This is a genomic window from Bifidobacterium sp. CP2 (assembly GCF_018555635.1).
GTDB classification, from domain to species: Bacteria; Actinomycetota; Actinomycetes; order Actinomycetales; family Bifidobacteriaceae; genus Bifidobacterium; species Bifidobacterium saguinibicoloris.
Genome location: NZ_JAFEJX010000010.1, coordinates 72,758 through 94,254, shown reverse-complemented (window position 1 = coordinate 94,254; position 21,497 = coordinate 72,758). Strand labels below are relative to the sequence as shown.

13 protein-coding genes are annotated in these 21,497 nt (G+C 66.9%); 2 read left to right on the top strand and 11 right to left on the bottom strand.

Features of this window, described 5'->3' with window-relative positions; genetic code table 11:
* Positions 1-87 precede the first annotated feature (87 nt).
* From JS531_RS08615 to pulA, 5 genes are all read right to left on the bottom strand, one after another.
* Positions 88-705 (bottom strand): MerR family transcriptional regulator, encoded by a 618-nt coding sequence (locus JS531_RS08615; RefSeq protein ID WP_214315096.1) that lies wholly within the window; start codon positions 703-705, stop codon positions 88-90.
* A gap of 183 nt (positions 706-888) precedes the next feature.
* A complete protein-coding gene (locus JS531_RS08610) occupies positions 889-1,917 on the bottom strand; it encodes a DnaJ C-terminal domain-containing protein (RefSeq protein ID WP_214315095.1) in 1,029 nt (342 codons plus the stop codon).
* Positions 1,918-2,027: 110 nt separating this feature from the next.
* Complete coding sequence (gene grpE / locus JS531_RS08605) at positions 2,028-2,726, bottom strand: nucleotide exchange factor GrpE (RefSeq protein WP_214315093.1); 699 nt, start codon at positions 2,724-2,726, stop codon at positions 2,028-2,030.
* An 11-nt stretch (positions 2,727-2,737) separates the two neighbouring features.
* Positions 2,738-4,618, bottom strand: coding sequence for a molecular chaperone DnaK (gene dnaK, locus JS531_RS08600; protein WP_214315089.1), 1,881 nt, complete (start codon positions 4,616-4,618; stop codon positions 2,738-2,740).
* Positions 4,619-4,903: 285 nt separating this feature from the next.
* Entirely contained in the window at positions 4,904-10,060 is a 5,157-nt protein-coding gene (pulA, locus tag JS531_RS08595; protein WP_214315087.1) for a type I pullulanase, read from the bottom strand.
* A 324-nt stretch (positions 10,061-10,384) separates the two neighbouring features.
* Between pulA and JS531_RS08590 the strand changes: the two genes are divergently transcribed.
* The gene (locus JS531_RS08590; protein ID WP_214315085.1) at positions 10,385-11,410 is read left to right on the top strand and encodes a LacI family DNA-binding transcriptional regulator; all 1,026 of its coding nucleotides are present in this window, start codon (positions 10,385-10,387) and stop codon (positions 11,408-11,410) included.
* A gap of 23 nt (positions 11,411-11,433) precedes the next feature.
* Here the strand turns inward: JS531_RS08590 and JS531_RS08585 are convergent, their stop codons facing one another.
* From JS531_RS08585 to JS531_RS08560, 6 genes are all read right to left on the bottom strand, one after another.
* On the bottom strand, positions 11,434-12,207 hold the full coding sequence (locus JS531_RS08585) for a TraX family protein (protein WP_214315083.1): 774 nt from the start codon (positions 12,205-12,207) through the stop codon (positions 11,434-11,436).
* 63 nt (positions 12,208-12,270) lie between these two features.
* On the bottom strand, positions 12,271-13,098 hold the full coding sequence (locus tag JS531_RS08580) for an HAD family hydrolase (protein ID WP_214315081.1): 828 nt from the start codon (positions 13,096-13,098) through the stop codon (positions 12,271-12,273).
* The gene (locus JS531_RS08575) at positions 13,091-15,358 is read right to left on the bottom strand and encodes an alpha-amylase family glycosyl hydrolase (protein WP_214315079.1); all 2,268 of its coding nucleotides are present in this window, start codon (positions 15,356-15,358) and stop codon (positions 13,091-13,093) included. Before JS531_RS08575 ends, JS531_RS08580 begins: the two co-directional genes overlap by 8 nt.
* A gap of 190 nt (positions 15,359-15,548) precedes the next feature.
* The gene (locus JS531_RS08570; RefSeq protein WP_214315077.1) at positions 15,549-16,445 is read right to left on the bottom strand and encodes an ABC transporter permease subunit; all 897 of its coding nucleotides are present in this window, start codon (positions 16,443-16,445) and stop codon (positions 15,549-15,551) included.
* Entirely contained in the window at positions 16,445-17,818 is a 1,374-nt protein-coding gene (locus JS531_RS08565; protein WP_214315135.1) for a sugar ABC transporter permease, read from the bottom strand. Before JS531_RS08565 ends, JS531_RS08570 begins: the two co-directional genes overlap by 1 nt.
* 277 nt (positions 17,819-18,095) lie before the next feature.
* Positions 18,096-19,328, bottom strand: coding sequence for an extracellular solute-binding protein (locus tag JS531_RS08560; protein ID WP_214315074.1), 1,233 nt, complete (start codon positions 19,326-19,328; stop codon positions 18,096-18,098).
* Positions 19,329-19,583: 255 nt separating this feature from the next.
* Here JS531_RS08560 and JS531_RS08555 point away from each other — a divergent pair, with 255 nt between their 5' ends.
* A complete protein-coding gene (locus tag JS531_RS08555) occupies positions 19,584-21,362 on the top strand; it encodes an alpha-amylase family glycosyl hydrolase (protein ID WP_214315073.1) in 1,779 nt (592 codons plus the stop codon).
* The last annotated feature ends 135 nt before the right edge of the window (positions 21,363-21,497 follow it).

The window sequence follows — 21,497 nt, the reverse complement described above, 5'->3', positions numbered from 1 at the left end:
GGGGAATCGCGGAATCGGACACGGCGATGTCACGACCGTACAGAGTCGTGCGTCACGTACGTGGGCCGCCACGTCGCGTCCGCGGCGTCACCGCCACAGGACGAGCGATTTGGCGTCCGGGTCGTCGCCGCGGTATCCCGCGCCGTCGCGTCCGTCGTATCCGCCACGTCCGTCGCGTCCGCCGTGTCCGGCAGCGTACGACTGGCTGCCGCCCGGCAGCTCCCGCAGCTGGGTGCGGATGGCGCGACGCCACATGCGTGCGCTGTTGGAGCGTTGCATTTCGACGATGTCGCCGTCGCGTCCGGCGGCGAACACGCTTTCCGTCCCGGCCGACTGCAATCGCCTGACCTGACGCCGCAGCTGCCGGTTCTCCTCCTGCAGGGAGAGGATGCGGACCACGCCGGCAATGCCGATGCCTTCGTCCTGACTGAGCCGTTGCGCCTGGACGAGGCGGTCGATGTCGCGCAGGCTGTAGCGCCGCGCGCCGCCTTCGGTGCGTTGCGGCACGACGAGTCCGATGCGGTCGTATTGGCGCAGGGTCTGCGGGTGGATGCCGGCGAGTTCGGCGGCCTGGCCCACGGTGAAGACGGCGAGTTCGAGGTCGAATCCGGCGTCATCGGCGCCGTCGAGGTCGGCGCGTCCGAGCACGATCGCGGCCGCGCACATCGCGTACAGCTGGCGCGTCTGGCGTGCGATTCTCGCCATCGTTCACCTCCTTGAAGCGTGTGGTGCGTTCTACGTGTATGCGTACGTATATGCGGCGGCATGCCGGGCGCATGCCGCAAACCCTGCAAGCAACAGGGCGGGAACCGGCATGACCGCGGCCGGCCCATCCGCACCACGGGATGGACCGGCCGGGCATGTCGGTGTGGACCGGCGTTCGACGGTTCAGGCGTTCAGATAGTCGCCTGCGGCCTTGTCGAACTCCTTAGCGGCGTGCTTGACGCCGAGGCCCGGCTTGGCGGGCACCTGAATCATCACGCGGCCGATGAGGTCGCCCGGCGTGTTGCCGGACTGCACGCCCTTGCCGGCGACCTTCACTTCGGTGCCGCTGGACGAGCCGGCGGGCACCTTGAAGGTGACGGGTTCGCCGTCGATGTCCTTCGCCTCGACCTTGGCGCCGGTCACGGCCTGGCCCACGGTGACGGGCAGGTCCATCACGAGGTCATGCCCGCGCATGGTGAACACCGGGTCCGGCTTCACGCTGACCTGCAGGTACAGGTCGCCGTGCTTGCCGCCGTTGAGGCCCGCGTGGCCCTTGCCGGCGAGGCGGATCTTCTGCCCGTCGCGCATGCCCGCGGGGATGTGGGTCTTGAACTTCGAGCCGTCCACGGACAGGGACACGGTGGCTCCCTTGGCGGCCTGGCGCAGGCTCAGGCTGACCTTGGAGTTGCGGTCCTTGCCCTTCTGGGGCTGCGGCGGCTCCTCGTAGGAGTAGCCGCCCGCGTTGCCGTAGGGCGAGCCGCCCTGGGTGCCCGCGCCGGCGCCGGCCGCGCCGCCGAACATCGAGAAGATGTCGTTGAGGTTCGGGTTGCCGCCGCCGGCCGTGGAGAAGCGGATGCGCGAGCCGTTGCCGCCCATGCCGGCACCGGCTCCGGCGCCGAACATGGAGCCGAAGATGTCGGAGAATCCGGAGGCGTCGAAGCCGCCTTGGCCGGAGCCTCCGGCGAAGCGGGCCCCGCCCATGCCGAACTGACGGATCGCATCGTACTTCTGGCGCTGGTCCTTGTTGCTCAGCACGTCGTAGGCTTCGGAGATGTCCTTGAACTTCTCTTCGGCCTCCTTGGTCTTGTTGAGGTCCGGGTGGTATTTGCGCGCCAGCTTGCGGTACGCCTTGGTGATGTCGGCGTCGGTGGCGTCCTTGGAGACACCAAGGACTTTGTAGAAGTCTTTGCTCAGCCATTCGTTCTCAGCCATTCATGTCTCCTTTCGTGTGTGCGTGTTGTGTGCGTGTTTCGTGTGTACGAAGTCTGTCATGTATGCGTCGGCTCCCCTGGTTGGAGGGGAGCCGGATGATTGGTGTCGGATCAGTGCTGCGGTGAGGCGACGACGACGCGGGCGGCGCGGATCACGCGGTCGCCGATGCGGTAGCCGGCCTCCACCACGGTGTCGACGGTGTCCTTCTCGGCAGCGGCGTCGGGCTTGTGGAGGATGGCGTCGTGCTTGGTCGGGTCGAATTCCTCGCCGGCCTCGCCGAACTTCTCGACGCCGAACTTCTCGAACGCCTTGTCGATCTTCGCGGCGACGGCCTTGAAGGAGTCGTCCATCTCGCTGTTGGCGCGGATGCGGTCGATGTCGTCGAGCGCGGGCAGCAGTGCGGTGAGCACGTCGATGATGCCGTGCTGGCGGAAGCGTTCCTGCTCCTTCTTGGCGCGGTTGCGGTAGTTGATGAACTCCGCGCGCTCGCGCTGCAGCGCCTCGAGGTATTCGGCGGCCTCCTTCTTGGCCTGGCCCAGCGGGGTCAGGGTGTCGCCTTCGGCCTTGTCACCGTCCTTCGCGTCGTCCGCGGAAGCGGTTTCGGCCTTGGCGTCGTCGGCCTTGCCTTCGGTCTTCGATGCGTCGGCCTTCGACGCGTCCGTCTTGGCGGCATCGCCCGCCGGGGCGGCGCCGCTCTGGGCGGCGGCCGCGTCGGCGGGGGTGTCGGCCGGAGCCGACGACGCGGCGTTCTTCGCGTCGTCCGGATCCGGCAGGTCGTTCAGGTAGTCGTCCTTGTTGAACTCAGCCATCGGACGGGACCTTACTTGTTGTCCTTGTCGTCGTCGTCCACGACTTCGGCGTCCACCACGTCGTCGTCGCCGCCGTTGGAGGCGGAACCGGACGCGGCGCCCGCGGCGCCCGCGGCACCGGCCGCGCCTTCGGCGCCCTGCTGGGCGTAGAGGGCCTGGCCGATCTTCTGGGCGGAGGTCATGAGCTCGCTCTGCGCGGTCTTGACCTTCTCGATGTCGTCGCCCTTGAGGGCTTCCTTGAGGGCGTTGACCTTCTCAGTGACCTCGTTGGCGACGTCGTCGGAGAGCTTGTCCTTGTTGTCGTTGACGAGCTTCTCGGTCTGGTAGGCGAACGCCTCGGCCTGATTGCGGGTCTCGGCCTCCTCCTTGCGCTTCTTGTCCTCGGCCTCGTGGGCTTCGGCCTCCTTGACCATGCGGTCGATCTCGTCCTTCGGCAGACCGGAACCGCCAGTGATGGTCATCGACTGCTCCTTGCCGGTGCCCTTGTCCTTGGCGGACACATGCACGATGCCGTTGGCGTCGATGTCGAAGGTGACCTCGATCTGCGGGACGCCACGCGGGGCCGGCGCGATGCCGGTCAGCTCGAAGGTGCCCAGCGGCTTGTTGTCGCGGGCGAACTCACGCTCGCCCTGGTAGACCTGGATGAGCACGGACGGCTGGTTGTCCTCGGCGGTGGAGAACACCTCGGAACGCTTGGTCGGGATGGCGGTGTTGCGGTCGATGAGCTTGGTCATGATGCCGCCCTTGGTCTCGATGCCGAGGGACAGCGGGGTCACGTCGATGAGCAGGACGTCCTTGCGGTCGCCCTTGATGACGCCGGACTGCACGGCGGCGCCGACGGCCACGACCTCATCCGGGTTGACGGACTGGTTCGCCTCCTTGCCGCCGGTGAGCTCCTTGACAAGCTCCTTGACGGCCGGCATACGGGTGGAGCCGCCGACGAGCACCACGTGGTCGATCTGGCCCACGGAGATGTTCGCGTCGCGCAGCACGTTGTTGAACGGGGTGCGGCAGCGGCCGAGCAGGTCGGAGGTCATTTCCTCGAAGTGCGCACGGGTCAGGGTTTCGTCCAGGTGCACCGGGGTGCCGTCGGGCGTCATGGCCAGGTACTGCATGGAGATGGAGGTGCTGGTCGAGGAGGACAGCTCCTTCTTGGCCTGCTCCGCGGCTTCCTTCAGACGCTGCAGGGCGATCTTGTCCTTGCTGAGGTCCACGCCGTACTTGTTCTTGACTTCGGAGACCAGCCAATCGATGATCTTCTGGTCCCAATCGTCGCCGCCCAGGTGGTTGTCACCGTTGGTGGCCTGCACCTGGATGGTGGAGAAGCCGTCGTCGTCCTTGCCGATCTCCAGCAGGGACACATCGAAGGTGCCGCCGCCGAGGTCGAAGACCAGGATGCGCTCGTCCTCCTTGCCCTTCTCCAGACCGTAGGCCAGCGCGGCCGCGGTCGGCTCGTTGATGATGCGCAGGACGTTCAGGCCGGCGATCTTGCCGGCGTCCTTGGTGGCCTGGCGCTGGGCGTCGTTGAAGTACGCCGGGCAGGTGATGACGGCGTCGGTGACGGGCTCGCCGAGGTAAGCCTCGGCGTCCCTCTTGAGCTTCATGAGGATCTGCGCGGAGATCTCCTGCGGGGTCCACTTCTTGCCGTCGATCTCGACGGTCCAATCGGTGCCCATGTGACGCTTGACGGAGGAGATGGTGCGGTCGACGTTGGTGACGGCCTGACGCTTGGCCACCTCGCCGACGAGGATCTCGCCGGACTTGCTGAACGCCACCACGGACGGCGTGGTGCGGGCGCCTTCGGCGTTGACGATGACGGTGGGCTCGCCGCCCTCAAGGGTGGCGATGCAGGAATTCGTGGTTCCCAGATCGATACCGACTGCACGTGCCATAATGTGTGCTCCTTTGTTGTTGTTCGTTCTTACGTTCTTCGCCCGGGTTCCGGTGGGACCGTCTCTCGGACCTTCCAGAACTTGAGCCTACACCACTCAACTTCCGACATGCAAGGTTTATTCCCACTTTCGACACAAAAACCTGAGCGAATGTCGCTCAGGTTTTGAAAGCAGGGTTCCGCCGACCCCGGATGCCGCCTCGGCGGCGCCGGAGACCGGCGGAACAGGTGGGCGTACGGCCCGTCGGCCGTGCGATCGGAACGTCAGCCGACGGGCCCGTAGCCGTCAGTCGCGCAGGCCGCGACGACGCAGCACGAGCGTGACGCCGCCGATGGCGAGCGCGATCGTGACGACCGCCGCCGCGCCGGCCACGGACGCGCCGGTCCTGGACAGGCCTTCCGGCTTGCCGTCGGACTTGCCGTCGGCGGACGGCTTGCCATCGGATGGCTTGCCGGCGTCGCCCTTGTCGGAGCCGTCGCCGGAACCATCGCCGGAACCGTCGGAACCGTCGCCCTTGTCGCCGGAGTTGTCGCCGTCGCCCTTGTCGCCGTCACCGGAACCGTTGTCACCGGACCCGTCGCTCACGCCGGCCTTGACGACGGTGGCGGACAGCGCGCCGGCCTCGAGGCCGTCGTCGCCCACGGCGACCGTGCCGAGGCCCTTGCCCGAGGCCACGCCGGAAGCCGCGATCTTGCCGCCTGCGGCGAGCACGGTGTACTCGCCGGCGTCCACGCCGGTCACACGCGCGGCGGAGCCGTTGGCGTTAAACGCCACCACGTACGTGTCCTTGCCGTCGGTGAGACGGTAGGCGACGACGCCGTCGGACTGGGCGATGACCGTCATGTTCTTGGCGATGTCGGCGTAGTCGCTCAGGTGGAGCGCGCCGATGGCCTTGCGCAGGGCGATGAGCCCGCGCACGTAGTCGACGGAGTCGGCCTGTTCCACCACGCGGTTCCAGTCGATGGCGTTCACCGCGTCGCCGGCGTTGTAGCTGTTGCCGTCGCCGCCCTTGGTGCGCAGGAACTCCTGACCGAACTGCATGTCGGTCACGCCCTGGGAGAGGAGGATGAGCGAGTCGGCGAGCTTGGCGCGGGCGAGGCGCGTCTCCTCGGAGTCGTTCGGCGCGCTCTTGACGAGCTTGTCGTACAGGGTGAGGTTGTCGTGGATCTCCACGTACTGCACCACCTGGCCGGCGTTCGCGTAGTCGGCGTTGCCGCACCATGCGCCGCCGCCGATGCCGGACTTGCCGTTGGGGCAGCCGAGCACGTTGGAGGCGATGAGCCCCTCCTGGCCGCCCTTGCCGGTGATGAAGCCGGTGTCGCCGTCGGAGAACACGCTGCCCTTGATGGCGTCGCGGATGGAGTCGTTGAAGAACGCGACGCCGGGCACGTTGGCGGCGTGCGCCTGCGTGGTCTCCTGGTCGCCGAGCGCGTCGGTCATGTCCCAGCCTTCACCGATGACGAGGATGCCGGGATCGATCTTGTCGAGCGCGGCGCGCACCTCCTTCATCGTGGTCTGGTCGAGCAGGCCCATGAGGTCGAAGCGGAAGCCGTCCACGTTGTACTCCTTCGCCCAGTACGTGACCGAGTCGACGATATACTTGCGGGCCATGGCGCGTTCGGACGCCACGTCGTTGCCGCAGCCGGAGTTGCTCAGCAGGTTGCCGTTGGCGTCGTAGCGGAAGTAGTAGCCGGGCACGGTCTGGTTGAACGCGTGCGTGGAGGCGTTGTACACGTGGTTGTACACCACGTCCATCACCACGTACAGGCCGTTCTTATGCAGCCCCTTGACCATCTGCTTCATCTCCTTGACGCGGGCGGAGGGGTCGCTCGGGTCGGAGGAGTAGGAGCCTTCGGGCACGTTGTAGTTGACCGGGTCGTAGCCCCAGTTCTGCGCGCCCTGGGCGTTGTAGGACAGGTCGCCGGTCTCGTCCACGGAGCCGTAGTCGTAGACGGGCATGATCTGCACGTGCGTCACGCCGAGGCTCTTGAGGTAGTCGACGCCGGTGGCGGCCGCGCCCTTCGCGCCGTTCACCGTGGTGCCCTCCTCGACGAAGCCGAGGTACTTGCCGCGGTTCTGCTCGCTTACGCCGGAGGTGGGCGAGATGGTCATGTCGCGCACGTTCGCCTCGGTGACGATCGCGTTGGTGGGGTCGCCGAACGACTTCATGCGCTTGCCCGCATTGCCCTGCTCCTTGCCGGAGAGGACGACGGAGCGCGAGCCGTTGGCCACGGCGGCGGTGGCGTACGGGTCGGCGGACACGTTGACGGTGCCGTCGGCGAACGTGAGTTCGTAGTCGTACGCGTAGCCGGCCATGTCGCCGTCGACGGCGAACGTCCACACGCCCTTGTCGCCGGCCTTGTCGAGCGACTGGCGCACGTTGACGACGTCGGACGAGGGGTCGACGGACCGGTACATGCGCAGCGTCACCGCGGTGGCGGTCGGCGCCCACAGCTTGAACGTGGTCTTGCCGGCCGTGTAGGTCGCGCCGAGGTCGTCGCCGTCGTACGCGTACTTCCGGTCGAACGCGTCGGAGCGCACGACGGCGCCGAGGGTCACGGTCTGCTTGCCGAAGCCTTCGATGGCGAGCGTGTACGTCTTGGTGACGTCCAGTTCGCCGTCGACGGTGATGGTGACGGTGGCGCCGTCCGCCTTCACGCCCTTGATGGCCGCGCCGTCGAGGGTCACCTTGTCGGCGAGGCCTTCGGCGGGGATGGTCTTGTTGAGTTTGGCGGTGATGGTGGTGAAGTCGCTCATCTGCGCGGACACGATGGTGCCGGCGGCGTTGTACAGCGTGCCGTTGGTGTAGACGGTGGCGTCGCCCTGCACGAGCCAGATCTCCGCGGAGGCGGTGCCGTCCGTGTTCACCGTGATCGCGGACTGCGGGATGGTGCGGTCGGCGGCGTCCGGGTCCTTGGCCTCCCAGCCGTCGCCGCCGTAGCGCACGATGAACTGCGGCGTGCCCATGGCGCTGCCCTTGAGGGTGTACTTGGCGATGAGGCCGTAGTCGTCGTGGGAGGAGAACGGGTATGCGGCGCCGTTGACGCCGTCGGCCCAACCCCAGATGTCCCACGCCTTCAGGCCGTCGTCGGTGGCGTAGTCGTCGGAGAGGCGGTGGTAGTGGATGGTCACGTCGATGACGTCGGCGGTCTTCCGGTAGCCGTCGGGCGCGGCGGTGAGGGTGGTGTCCGGCTGGGAGCCGTCCACCCAGATCTCGGCGGTGCCGTTGGAGCCGTCGATCATGCGGTCGCCGCCGACCTTGTTCCAGTTCTCGGTGGTGACGATGACGCCGATCTTGCCGGCCTCGTACGCGCCGTCCACAGTGGTTTCGAACACCTGGCCGTAGGAGTCGGTGCCGGTGAACGCGTGCCAGGCGCCGTCGAGCGTCTTGCCGTCCTTGTCGGCGCCCCACATATACACGCCGCGGTCGGCGACGGCGTCGCCGTCCGCCGCCTTGTAGTGGACGACGACCTTGGTCTTCGGCTGGTAGGCGTTGAGGTCTTCCGGCACGCCGGCGCTGGCCTCATGGTCGGCGACGGCCGTCCAGTGGCCCTTGGCGGTGTAGTTGCCGCCGCCGTTCGGGTTGTCCCAGTTGCCGTTGTCGTCGGTGAACACGTATTCGAACGACTGGCCCTTCGGGTCGACGGTGAGCTTCACCCAGCCGTCGCCGGCGTCCTGCATGGGTTCGTGGCCCTGTTCGGCCCAGTTCTCGCCGATGCCGTAGTGCAGGTAGGCCTGCTTCCAGCCTGCGGGCAGCTTGTAGTAGATGGTGCGGCTGGTGTCGGTGGCCGCGGTGACGGCCGCGTCGTTGACGGTCAGGTCCGGGTCGGTGGGGTCGGACTTGGCGGTGCCGGTCCAGGTGGACGGGGTGGCGCCCACGTGAATGGCGATGGCGGAGTTCGCGGCGATGGTCGCCTCGAACGTGCCGTCGGCCTTCACGGTGACGGTCTGCGAGCAGTCGCCGACGGCGTACACGTTGCAGTATTCGCCGGCGGGCAGCGAGGTGCGGAAGGTCTGCTTGGACGCCTTCGCGCTGTTGTTGATGGCGAGGTAGCCCTTCGTGCCGCGGCCGAAGCCGAGCACGTTCGCGTCGTACGCCTTCCAGTCGGTCACCTTGGTGCCGGAGACGGCGTTGTGGAAGCCGATCATGCCGCGGACGGCGGTCCAGCGCTGGGTGCACTGCCAGGTGCCGGCGGTCATGGAGCCGTCGGTGGGGCAGGTCACGTCCGGCACGGACGTGTCGGTGGCGCCGGGCGCGCCGTCGTCGTTGTTGTCGAAGTAGTAGCCGGAGTAGATGTGCGGCTGGCCGTAGTCGTACGCGAGCATGAACGCGTTGGCGAGCAGGTACTTCGAGCCCTTCCTGTAGGTGAGGGCGGACGAGTTGCGTTCGGTGTCCCAGTTGGTCACCCAGACGGCGGCCTGGCTGGAGTCGAGCCACCCGTCGCCGCCGATCTTGCCGAGGCCCTTGGTCTCGCTGGTGATGTCGGTGGCGAACGCGGCGGACAGGTGCGCGTTGTAGTTGAATTCGGAGACCTTGCCGTTGCCCACGTAGTTGATGGGCTGGATGGCGGCGGCCTCGCTCGCGTTGCCGATGACCTCCTGTTCGAAGAAGATGCTGTCCGCGTCACGCCCGGACTTCTCGGCGAGCTTGGCCTTGATGGCCTTCACGTCCGCGTTGGCGATGTGCTTGACCGCGTCCACGCGGAACCCGTACACGCCGAGTTCGAGCAGGTGGTTCATGTAGTCGGCGAGCTTGTCCTGCACGTACTCCTGGCTGGTGTCGAGGTCCTGGAGGCTGGTCAGGCGGCAGTTCTGCACTTCGTCGGCGTTGGTGTAGTCGCCGATGTTCTTGATGCAGCTGTGGAAGTTCTCCTTGGTGTACGGGATCGCGGGGAAGTTTCCATCGCCGTCGTAGGTGCTGCCGGCCACGCCGGTGCCGGTGCCCTGGTCGGCGCCGCTGGTGTGGTTGATGACCGCGTCGGCGATGATCTCGACGCCGGCCGCGTTGCACACCTTGATCATGTTCTGGAATTCGGCTTCGGTGCCGAGTTTGGAGTCGAGCTTGTAGCTCACCGGCTGGTAGGAGGTCCACCAGGCGGTGCCCTTGATGCTTTCCATGGGCGGCGAGACCTGCACGTAGCCCACGCCTTCCGGCCCGTAGGTCTGCGTGCATTCGGCGGCGACGGAGTTCCAGTTGTTCTGGAACGCGATGGCGATGACGTCGCTGTGGGCGTCCGATCGTGCGGCGGTCTGTGCGACGGTTTGCGTGGTGGTCTGCGATTGCGCGACGGTCTGCGCCGCGCCCGTCGTGTCCGCGGCCGCGAGCGCGGCCGGCGTGGCCGTCAGCGCGGCGGCGAGCGTCGCCACCGCCGCGCCTGCCGCGACCAGTCTTCGGACGATGGGGACGGATCCTCCCGTCCCCGTGTGCTTCCTGTCCCTCATCGGCGAGGTCCTTCCTTCCCTGGTGTTCGGTGACACGTATGCCTGCCGCGGATGCGGCCGATGTATCTCCATTGGTCTCCCCATCGAGTGCATACGTTTGCAGCAATGTGCAGTACTCACTGTAACATGCTTGACAATCCGACCCGCGACGTTTCGCGAACGTTTGCAGCGTATGAGGGTCGTGTCATCCGACGACACACCGAAGTATCATCGCCCCACAGGTACGGGCGACACGGACGAGACGGCCGGAACGGCACGGCGCAACCGCACGCGCCGGCGGACGGACCACGCGACGGCACGCACCACACGGCAAGGAGGAGCACCATGGCCAAGTCAGACATCCACGAGGTGGCGGGTGAAGCCGGCGTCTCCATCTCCACGGTGTCCCGCGCCTTCACCCGTCCGGAGCTCGTCTCCGCGAAGACCCGCGCCAAGGTGCTCGAAGTGGCCGACCGCCTCGACTTCAACATCTCCCGTTCCGCCACCGCGCTCAAATCCGGGCGCACCAACCGCGTGGCCATGCTCATGAACGAGGAGATCACCAGCTGGTTCAACACGCAGACGTTCGCCGGCATCGAATCGGTCATGCACCCCGCCGGCTACGACATCTCCCTCTTCCAGCACATCGACACCGAGGCCAACCGCCGCGAGTTCTTCGGCGACCTGCCCATCCGCCGCAACGTGGACGCCGTGTTCGTGGCCTCGTTCGCCATCGACCCGCACGAGGTGGAGCAGCTCAAACGCATCCACGTGCCGATCATCGGCATCAACACGCCCTCCGCGGACGGCTTCGACGCGACCATCAGCATCGACGACGAGAAGGGCATGTTCACCGCCACCCAGCATCTCATCAACCTGGGCCACAAACGCATCGTCTACCCATGCTCCGAGGCCGCCCTGCTCGACTCCTCCATCGACGCGCGCGCCCGCGGCTTCATCCGCGCCTGCCGGAACGCGCAGGAGAAAGGCAACATGGACCTCGACTGGCGCGTGCTGTCCGTGCCGCGCGGCCCGGCATTCGCCGACTCCGCGCTCTCCGCGCTGCTCGCGCTGGACGAGTTCCCGGACGCGATCTGCTGCCAGATGGACATGATGGCCATTCCGCTCGTCATCAAGCTCGGCCGCTACGGGCACCGCACGCCGCGCGACTATTCGATCGTCGGCTTCGACGACAGCCCCTACGCGGACACCATCAACCTCACCACCATGCGTCAGGACCCGTATGCGATGGGCCGTTCCGCCGCCGTCAAGGCGCTGAAGCTCATCGAGGGCAAGTCGCTGCTCAAGCCGCACGAAGTGGTGGAGGCGCAGCTGATCCTGCGCGGCTCCGACGCCCCGGTGGAGGACTAGCCGCGGGACGGGCGGCCCACCCGTCAGCCCAGCATCAGGCAGCCGGCGAACAGCATGACCGGGTAGAGCGCGTAGAACACCCACTTCGTCCACGCGTGACGCCAGCCGGGCTCGTCGTTGCGGTAGTGCAGGAACGCCACACCCACGCCCGGCGTGATGCACATCACCGCACCCAGCAGGCCGGCGGTGAACATCATCGTGTTCTCATGCGCGCCGAGGTAGTGGAACACCAGCGCGAACGCCAGGGTGAGCACGCCCGTGTACATGACCTGCTGGCTCACGCCCACGCGCAGCAGCAGATCCCACAGCACGCCGGCCGCGACCACCGCCACGGTGAGCAGCACGCGCGGCGCGCCCGCGTACCGCTTCGCGATCCAATCGGCGGCCACGAGCACCACGAGCGCGACCAGCAGGCCCCACACCGGGTTGTGGGCGCGCATGTCGAACCAATGCCCGGTCATGAGGCGCATGTACGGCGCCTCGCACACCACGGCCAGGACGAGCAGCCGCAGCGCATAGCGGGGGACGCTTCGCGTGTGGTTCAGGCCGTTCACCAGCAGCCACGCGTAGATCGGCACCGCGCACCAGGAGGCCACCTCGCACACCACGGCCACGGTCAGGCCGGTCATGTTGTCCGCCGTGGGCGGGCCGACCAGCAGCGGCACGAGCGTGGTGGAGGCGACAGACAGGGCCATGAACACCGCGGCGATTGTCTTGAGCCGGAACACGGACAGGCCCTTGCGGCGCCTGCCGCCCGCGGCCTGCTTGCGCTGCCGTTCCATTTCGATGTCGTTCATCGTTCCTCCGTTGCGTTCGTGCGCCTTCCGGCATCGCCCGTCCGGCCGGCATGGCCCGGGCGTTCAGACGCCCAGGTACTTCATGAGCCCAGCATAATCGGGGCCGTCCAGGGAGAGGACGGCGTGCGCGCTGGCCTGCGGATCGTTCTGCGGGGAGATCGCGGTGCGCAGGTAGACACCGTCGATGCCTGCGCCCTTCGCGCCGAGGATGTCCGCCCGCTCGTCGTTGCCGACCATCACCGTGCGGCCCGGGTCGGCCAGGACCCCATCCAGCGCGATGCGGTAGATGCGCGGCGACGGCTTGCGCACGCCCACCTCGCTGGAGATGACGATGTTGTCGAACAGCGGCTCCAAATCCAGCCCACGCAGTTCCGGCCGCGTGTAGCCCGATTGCGCGTTGCTGACGAGCACCACCGTGAGGCCCGCCTCGCGCAGCCGCGCGAGCATGGCCGCGGCGCCCGGGTAGAGGCGCAGCAGGCTGGTGCTGGCGCGACGGAACGTCCAGGCCAGCTGAAGGGCCACGGGAAGCACCATCGGCCCCATGTTGGTCAGGTCGCCCACGTCGGCCATCGCAACCGCCCGCGGGTCCCTGAAGTCGGGGTCGACGACGGTGTCCTCCGCCGCCAACGCCGCGTAGACGGGCAGCAGGTCGGGTTCGGCGTTCCCGCCGCGCAGGTCGACCTCGCGCGCCCACACGAACGAGGTCAGCGCGTCGAACCGGGCCTTGAGCGTGGCAGCGTCGCGGAACGTCACGCCGGAATGGTCCTCCAGCATCTCGCGCAGCGCCTCCCACGCGGCCGGCGACTCCTCGTCGGTGCGGATGTCCACCAACGTGCCATACAAGTCGAAGAACACCGTGTCATAACGGCGTTCCGGGACGTACTCAACCATGACGGCGCCTCCTCCACACGGTGATGCTGTACGGGGGCAACGGCATCTCGCGATCCTCCACGGACGGCAGCGGCAGGACGGCCGCATCGCCGGACACACCCTCGGCATCGGACGGAACAGTCCAATCGTATGCCGCGGCCGGACCGGACGCGAACCCGTCGGCGGCGCAATAGAGGCACCGCCAGTCGTCGGGCGCGATCCTCGAGACCTCGTCGTACGGGGCGGGCGTCTCCAACGCCACCGTGGACTGCATGCGCGTCTCCCCCACCGGGTTCACGGCCACACAGTCGTCGCCCACGCGGAACGCCACCGTCTCGTCGGTGCGCGGCACGACTGTGCGCGCGCCGCCGAAATACGCGGGATTGCCGCGACGCAAACGGATGAGCGTCGCGTAATGGGCCACCAGCGCGTTCAGGCGCCGCGCGCGGCGCCAGTCGAGCCGGTTGAGCGAGGCGGGGCTGCGGTACGAATCGGAATCGCCGTGCTTGGTGCGGGCGAACTCCTCGCCGGACAGCAGGAACGGCACACCGGCGGCGGTGAACACGATGCCGGCGGCCAGACGGTTCGCACGCATGAGGTCCGCGCACCGGCCTCCGGCATCCACGTCGTCGGCCGCGTAATCGGCCTCGGTGGGCAGGCGGCGCATCGCGGCGCACAGCTTGTCCCACAGGGTGAGGTCGTCGTGGGCGGACACGTACTGGATGACCTGTCCCACGGACGCGGCCTCGTGCATCGTGCCGCGCCACGCGTCCGACGCATGGCGGATGTCGTCCGCGAAATCGGCGGCCGCGCCGGTGAGATAGCCGGGCTCCTTCTGGAAGAACACGTGGCCGCGCACCGCGTCGCGCGTGGAATCGCAGAACGCGCCGATGCGCGGGCTCAGATACGGCATGCCGCGCTTGTCCGCCAGCACCACGCCGGCGCCCGGTTCGAGGGCCGTGCGGCGGGCCGACCACGGTTCGCCGTGCATGAGGATCGTGGCGCCGCCGGGCAGCTGGTCCAGGGACGTGCGGACCGCGTTCATCGTGTCCACGTCGATGAGGCCCATGAGGTCGAAACGGAAGCCGTCGATATGGTATTCGCGCGCCCAGTACGTCACCGAGTCCACGATGTATCTACGCATCATCGGATGCTCGGTGGCCACGTCGTTCGTGCAGGCGGAGCCGTCCGCGAACGAGCCGTCGGCGCGGCGGCGCAGGCAGTAACCGGGGATCATGCGCTCGAACCAGTTGTCCGTGGAGAACATGTGGTTGTAGACCACGTCCATGATGACCTTGATGCCGGCGGCGTGCAGCGCCTGAATCATGCGCTTGCACTCCCTGATGCGCACCTCGCCGTGGAACGGGTCGGTGCTGTACGAGCCTTCGGGCACGTTGTAGTTGAGCGGGTCGTAGCCCCAGTTGAACGGGCGGTCGGGTGTTTCACGGATGGTTTCACATGCGCACGCAGGTGTTTCACGGGTGGTTTCACGCGCGTCGCCGGACGTCTCACGCGACGTTCCACAGGCGTCGCCGCACGCGCCGACGCACGCCGGCGGCGTGACCGACTCGTCCACGGAACCGTAGTCGTAGAACGGCAGCAGCTGCACGGCGGTCACGCCGAGACGTTTGAGATACGCCACGCACGTGGGGAAATCCCCCTCGCCGTCCACGCTGGTGCCGTCGTGCGTGAACGCGAGATACGTGCCGCGATGGCACGCCGGCACGCCGCTGTGCGGATCGTTGCTGAAGTCGCCGATGTGCGTCTCCCAGATGACGAGGTCGCGGCTGGCGATGTGCGGACGCACGTCCGCGTCCCAACCGTCCGGATCCGTGCGACGCAGGTCCACCACCATGCTGCGGCGGCCGTTCACGCCGGCCGCACGCGCCCACGGGTCGGCCGTGCGGTTCGCCGTGCCGTCGGAGAAACGCACGACGTAGTCGTAGTAGACGCCGTGGCCCACGCCGTCGCAGCGCACCGACCACGTGCCGTCCACGCCGGGGGCGAGGTCGCGCACGGCGAATGGGACGGACGCGTCGACGGACGCGGCATCGTCGGACGCGGCATCGGACGCGTCGGGGCGTTCGCCGGCGGAACCGGCGGCGAACAGACGCAGCGTGACGCCGCTCGCCGAAGGCGCCCACACGCGGAACGTGGTGCCCGCGTCGTCCGGCACGGCGCCGAGGTCGTCGCCGGCGTACACCGGATAGTCGGGGCACGGCAGGGCCGGCTCGGCGGGCGTGCCGTCGGCCACGGCCAGAATCTGCTCGGGCTTCTCCATCGAAGTCTCCTTTCATGGAACGCGGCGCCCGCCGGACAGGCCGGCGAGCGCCGCGATGATGCGAATGCGAAGCGAGTGTCAGTCCTGCAAGAACGGACCGGCCTACGGCCGGGCCCAATCCTGCCTTCGTTCGGCTGTCGCCTCACTCAGGCTGAGCCTACGGACAGTCCACCGGACTGTCCATTACGGCTCAGCCCTTGACGGAACCGCTCATGGACTCCTGGTAGAAGCGCTGCATCACGATGAACAGGATGGCGATCGGGATCGAGATCACCACGGCCGCGGCGGCGAAGCGGGCGTACCAGTTCTGGATGTACTCCTTGTCCAGCATGAGCCACAGGCCCAGGGCCACCGTGTAGTTCGACTGCGTGCGGCAGATCACCTTCGCCATGACGAAGTCGAGCCACGGGGTCAGGAAGCCGATGATGGCCTGGTAGACGATCATGGGCTTGCAGATCGGGATGATGATCTTGGTGAACACCTGCAGACGGGTGCAGCCGTCGAGCATGGCGGCCTCGTCGAGCGAGGTCGGAATGGTGTCCATGTAGCCCTTCATCACATAGAAGCCCGCTCCGGAGCCAGCCGAGTAGACCAGGATCAGGGCGATGGTGGTCATGCCCTCGCCGGTGAGGCCCACGGCCTTGAGGATGAAGTAGATGGCGGAGACGGCCATGATGCCCGGGAACATGCCCAGGATGAGCACCACGTTCATGAACGTGCGGCGCGTGCGGAAGCGCAGGCGGCTCATGCAGTAAGCCACCGAAAGCACGAAGAACATGGAGATCAGGCACACGAACACCGCGACGATGAACGTGTTCATGAACATCTTCGGGAAGTTCAGCACCGACTTGTCCGTGAACAGCGCCACGTAGTTGTCCAGCGAGAACTCGGTGGGGAAGAACGTCTTCGTGTACGGCGCGGTGTTCTTGTTGAAGCTCTCCGCGAACACCCACACGATCGGGATGAGCCAGATGACCGCCATGACGGCGAGGAACAGGTGCGACAGGACGTCGCCGAGGATGCGGCGCTTCTTGGCGTCGTGCATGAGGCCGTGCGATTCGGCCTTCTGAACGCTGTGGTCACTCATCAGCGGAATGCCTCCTCATTCTTGTAGGAACCGGAATTGCGGTAGGTGACGAGCGACACCACCGCGAGGACGATGAAGGTCATGATGCCGATGACGGCACCGAGGTTGTAGTCGTTCTTGTCCACCGTGAGCTTGTACAGCCAGGTGATGAGCAGGTCCGTCTTGCCTGCGGACGAGCCGACGGGCGTCGGGTTGCCCGCGGAGAGCAGGTAGATGACGTTGAAGTTGTTCACGTTGCCGGTGAACGTGGTGATGAGGTACGGGGTGAGCACGAAGATGATGTACGGCATCGTGATCTTCACGAAGATCTGCCACCAGTTGGCGCCGTCGATCTTCGCGGCCTCGTACAGGTCGGCCGGGATGTTCTGCAGGATGCCGGTGATCTGCATGATGGTGTACGGGATGCCGACCCACAGGTTGATGACGATGACGGTGACGCGGGCCCACGTGGCGTTCGTGAAGAACGGCAGCGCCGAGTCGATCCAGCCCCATTCCATGAGCAGGCGGTTGATGGCGCCGGTGGGCTGCAGCATGGTGCGCATGACCAGCAGGGACACGAACTGCGGCACGGCGATGGACATCGAGAAGCAGGCGCGCCAGAAGCCCTTGAAGCGGGTGGTCCTGCGGTTGATGATCATCGCGAAGAACATGCCGAAGAAGAAGTTGAGGAAGGTGGCGAAGAACGCCCACACCAGGGTCCAGGCGAGCACGGACATGAACAGTCCGGCGTTGACGGTGCCGCCGCTGTTGGAGAACACCTCGGCGAAGTTCCGGAAGCCCACCCAGTCGAACAGGGTCAGGTGCTTGTGGTCGTAGCTGGTGAACGCCATCGAGATCATGAAGATGAGCGGCAGCACGGTGAACACGAGGATGCCGAGCGTCGGCAGGAACATGAGCAGCTGGTTGGCCTTCTGGTTGGTCAACGTGTGCAGGTCGTCGGAGAGGCTCGGGGCCTTGCCGTGCTCGCGCGTCAGGCATTCGGCCTTGTATGCGCACTTGAGGGAGATGGTCCACAGGTAGACGAACAGCGCGCAGATGACGAGCGTGCACACGCCGTACAGCAGGATGACCACGGAGTTGTCGCCGGCGGTGTAGACCCAGAAGCCGTCGACCAGCTTCTTGCCCTGCTTCTGGTCGCCCAGGCCGGGGAGCTTGCTCAGGTATTCCGCGCCGCCCACGATCATGAAGACGATGAACGCGATCTCGAGGGCCAGCAGCGCGATGCCCTTGACGAACTGCTTGCGCACGATGTTGCCGAGGCCGAACACGACCGCCGACAGTTTGGTGAAGATGTCGCCGCGGGTCAGCGCGTTGCGGACCGAATACGGCGAGGGGGCCACGTAGTCCGCGCCCAGCTTGCGACGGCGCTTCATCTCGCGTGGGGAAAGGGTTGCCGATGTCATTGCACCCTACCGCCTCTCAGTGAATGGATTGGATGGATGGTTCGAATGGATCGAGTGGATGGGAAGGAACATGAAGGAACCGCGACAGGGCCCGGGCGCCGTCTGCGTCAACAGCATGTCGCCCGGGCCCTGTCACGAAGGAGGAGGAGAGGTAAAGAGATAAGAGGAAGCCAGTTGGCGGCCGGCCTAGCGGCCGGCGCGGCCGGTGGGGTCTGTGCGGCCGGGACCGGAGTCCCGGCCGTCATGCTCACTCGGCGTACTTGCCGACCTGCTTGACCCAGTCGTCGGTCTTGGCCTTGGCGTTGTCGGCGGTGACTTCCTTGTTGACGAGGGCCTTGCCGAAGGTCTCGGCCGGGGTCCACCAGTCATTCATGCCGGACAGGCCGGACTGCAGGATGGCCGTGTTGGCCATGGTGTCGGACTGGGCCTTGGCGGCGATGTCGTCGGTGGTCAGGTCGGACAGGGACTTGCCGGTCGGCGGGATCTGGCGGGTCTCGTAGTGCAGCTTCTGCGCCTCGGTGGAACCGAGGTAGGCGGCGAACTGGGCGGCGGCCTTCGGGTTGGAGGCGTTCGGGTTGTACGCGGCGGCCTTGGTGGCGGCGAAGGACTTCATCTGCTTGGTCTCGCCGTTGACGGTGAAGGTCGGCAGCTGCGCGGCGGCGTAGTTGTCGCCGAGGGCCTTCTTGATGGTGGCGGCGTCCCAGGTGCCGGAGAAGTAGGCCTTGACGGTGCCGGCCTGCAGTTCGGAGAGACCGGAGTTGTCGGCGGAGTCATGGAAGTTCGGGTTGGCGACGAGGTTCGCCAGGTACGTGGTGATGTCGGCGGAGTCCTTCGGGAAGACCATGCCGGCCTTCGCGTTGTTGCCCTTCTCGCCGAACAGGCTCAGGCCGTCGTAGAAGCCGCCGATGTACCAGGAGTTGGAGAGCGGGAAGGCGACGGCGGCCTTGGAGACCATCGTGTCGAGGCTCTTGACGTCCTCCGCGGAGAACGCGGACTTGTCGTAGTACATGAACCAGGTGTTGTCGGTGTAGGGCACGCCGTACAGGCTGCCGTCGGGGCCGGTGACGGAGCTGACCTCGAGGTCGCCGTTCTGCTCCTTGACCTGCTTGGCGGCGTCGGTGCCGAGCTGGCCGATGGCGCCGGAGTCGATGAGGGTGCCGAGCTGGTCGGAGGCGAACATGTAGACGTCGGCGGCGGAGGACGGGTCGGTCTGCACGGTCTTGGAGGCGTCGCCCTCGGAGACGACGTCGTTCTTCCACGTGATCTGGTATTCGGGGTGGGCCTTCTCGAAGCCGGCCTCCACCTGGCTCAGCCAGGAGTTCTTGCCGTCCTGGTCCTCCTGCGGGGCCCAGACCTTCAGGGTGACGGCGCCACCTTCGGAGGAGCCTCCGTTCGAAGCGTTGTCGGAGCCGCAGGCGGCGAGCGGCAGCAGCATGGCGGTTGCGGCGGCGAGGCCGATGGCCTTCTTCCAGTTGATCATCGTTGATCCGTTCCTTTCTCGGTTCGGTGTTTCCGATCTCCTGATGCCCGCGTGTTCAGTTCCTGTGCTGAACGCCGCGTTGCATACGTTCACATTTGTTCGGTATGGCTTTGAAATGTTTCGTTTGCAACGCTGCGGAACATCGTTGACTGCAACTATAGCACGTTTTTTGCATACGTTGGCATATGATGGTTGCAGGCCTCCGGCGCAGCCGTCATGCACCGGCCGAAAACCGCACGAACACAGGAGTTTCCCATGACCGAACCCACACGACACGCCCAGCACGAACCCTCCGACGGCACCCCGAGGGAGCACGCCCCCACCGCCGCATCGCAGAACGCGGAGCAGACCGACCTGCAAACGCCGCACGGCGGACGCCCGCAATGGCTGGACGACGCCTGCTTCTACGAGGTCTACCCGCAGAGCTTCGCCGACACGGACGGCGACGGCATCGGCGACATCCCCGGCATCACCGCGCACCTCGACTACATCCGCGACCTCGGATGCAACGCCCTGTGGATCAACCCCTGCTACGACTCACCATTCAAGGACGCCGGCTACGACGTGCGCGACTACACCCACGTGGCCGCACGCTACGGCACCAACGACGACCTCGTCGCCCTGTTCGAGGCCGCCCACGAACGCGGCATGCACGTGCTGCTCGACCTCGTGCCCGGACACACCAGCGAGGAGCACGCCTGGTTCCGGGCCTCCGCACGCCCCGACCCGGCCCGCCGCGTCGTCACGGACGGCGACGGCACCACCGACGACGTGTCCGAACGCTACATCTGGACCGACTGCTGGATCTCCGGCGGTGACGGGCTGCCGTTCATCGGCGGCGAGACCGAACGCGACGGCACCTACATCCTCAACTTCTTCAAATGCCAGCCGGCCCTGAACTACGGCTTCGCACACCCCAAGCAGCCGTGGCAGAAGCCGGCGCTCGGCCCGGACGCCCTCGCCACCTGCGAGGCGCTGCTCGACGTGATGCGCTTCTGGCTCTCCCGCGGCGCGGACGGCTTCCGCGTGGACATGGCCGACAGCCTCGTCAAGCACGACGACTGGGGCAAACCGGCGACGATCCGCACCTGGCAATACCTGTTCTCGAAGATCCGCCCGGAGTTCCCGGGCGCCGCGTTCGTCTCCGAATGGGGGCGCCCGGCCGAATCCATGCAGGCCGGGTTCGACATGGACTTCTACCTCGACTGGCGCTGGAACGGCGAGCCGAACGGCTACAACATGCTGCTGCGCAACACGGATGCGCCGCTGGAGCACGAGGGCGACGCCAGCTACTTCAACGCGGACTCCGGCGCCTCGATCCGCCCGTTCCTCGACCAGTACGTCCCGCAGCTCAGGGACTGCGAGCGCGCGGGCGGCCGGTTCGACCTCATCACCTGCAACCATGACACGCCGCGCCTGGCGCAGCGTCTCACCGCGCGCGAGCTCAAGGTGGCGTACGGCATGCTGCTGACCATGCCGGGCTGCCCGTTCGTCTATTACGGCGACGAGATCGGCCTGCCGTACCGCCCGCTGCCCACCAAGGAGGGCGGCTACGTGCGCACCGGCAGCCGCACGCCGATGCAGTGGGACGCCTCGCTGCCGAACCTCGGCTTCTCCACGGCCCCGGCCGATGACCTGTACCTGCCGGTGCAGGAGCCTGCGGACGGCGACGGGGAGACCGCGCCGGTCACGGCGGCGGCCGCGATGGCCGATCCGGATTCGCTGTGGCACTGGGTACGCGCGGTGCTCGCGTTCCGGCACGCCGCGCCCGCGTTGGCCTCGCCCGCCGGGTTCGAGGTGCTCTCCGGCGACGGGCGTCTGTTCGCGTTCCGACGCACGGCCGCGTGCGCCTCCGGGGACGGCGCCGCCTCCCCCGATTCGGTCATCGTCGCGATGAATCCGGGCCGGGATGCGCTGCGCCTGCCGTTGGACGGTTCGGACGGGGTTCGTTCCATCGCCCTGTCCATCGGCGAGCCGTCGATCGAGGCCGGAGAACTGCTGCTGCCGCCCCAATCCTTCGCGGTGCTGCGCTGACGCCCCTCCGATGACGCGGCCACGGGACCGACGGTCCCGTGGCCGACCGTTCCGCCCCGTCCGACACACACTTTTGCAAACGATGTCATTCCGCGCTATGGTCAAGGGCAACGTCACTTCATCAATCCATCATCC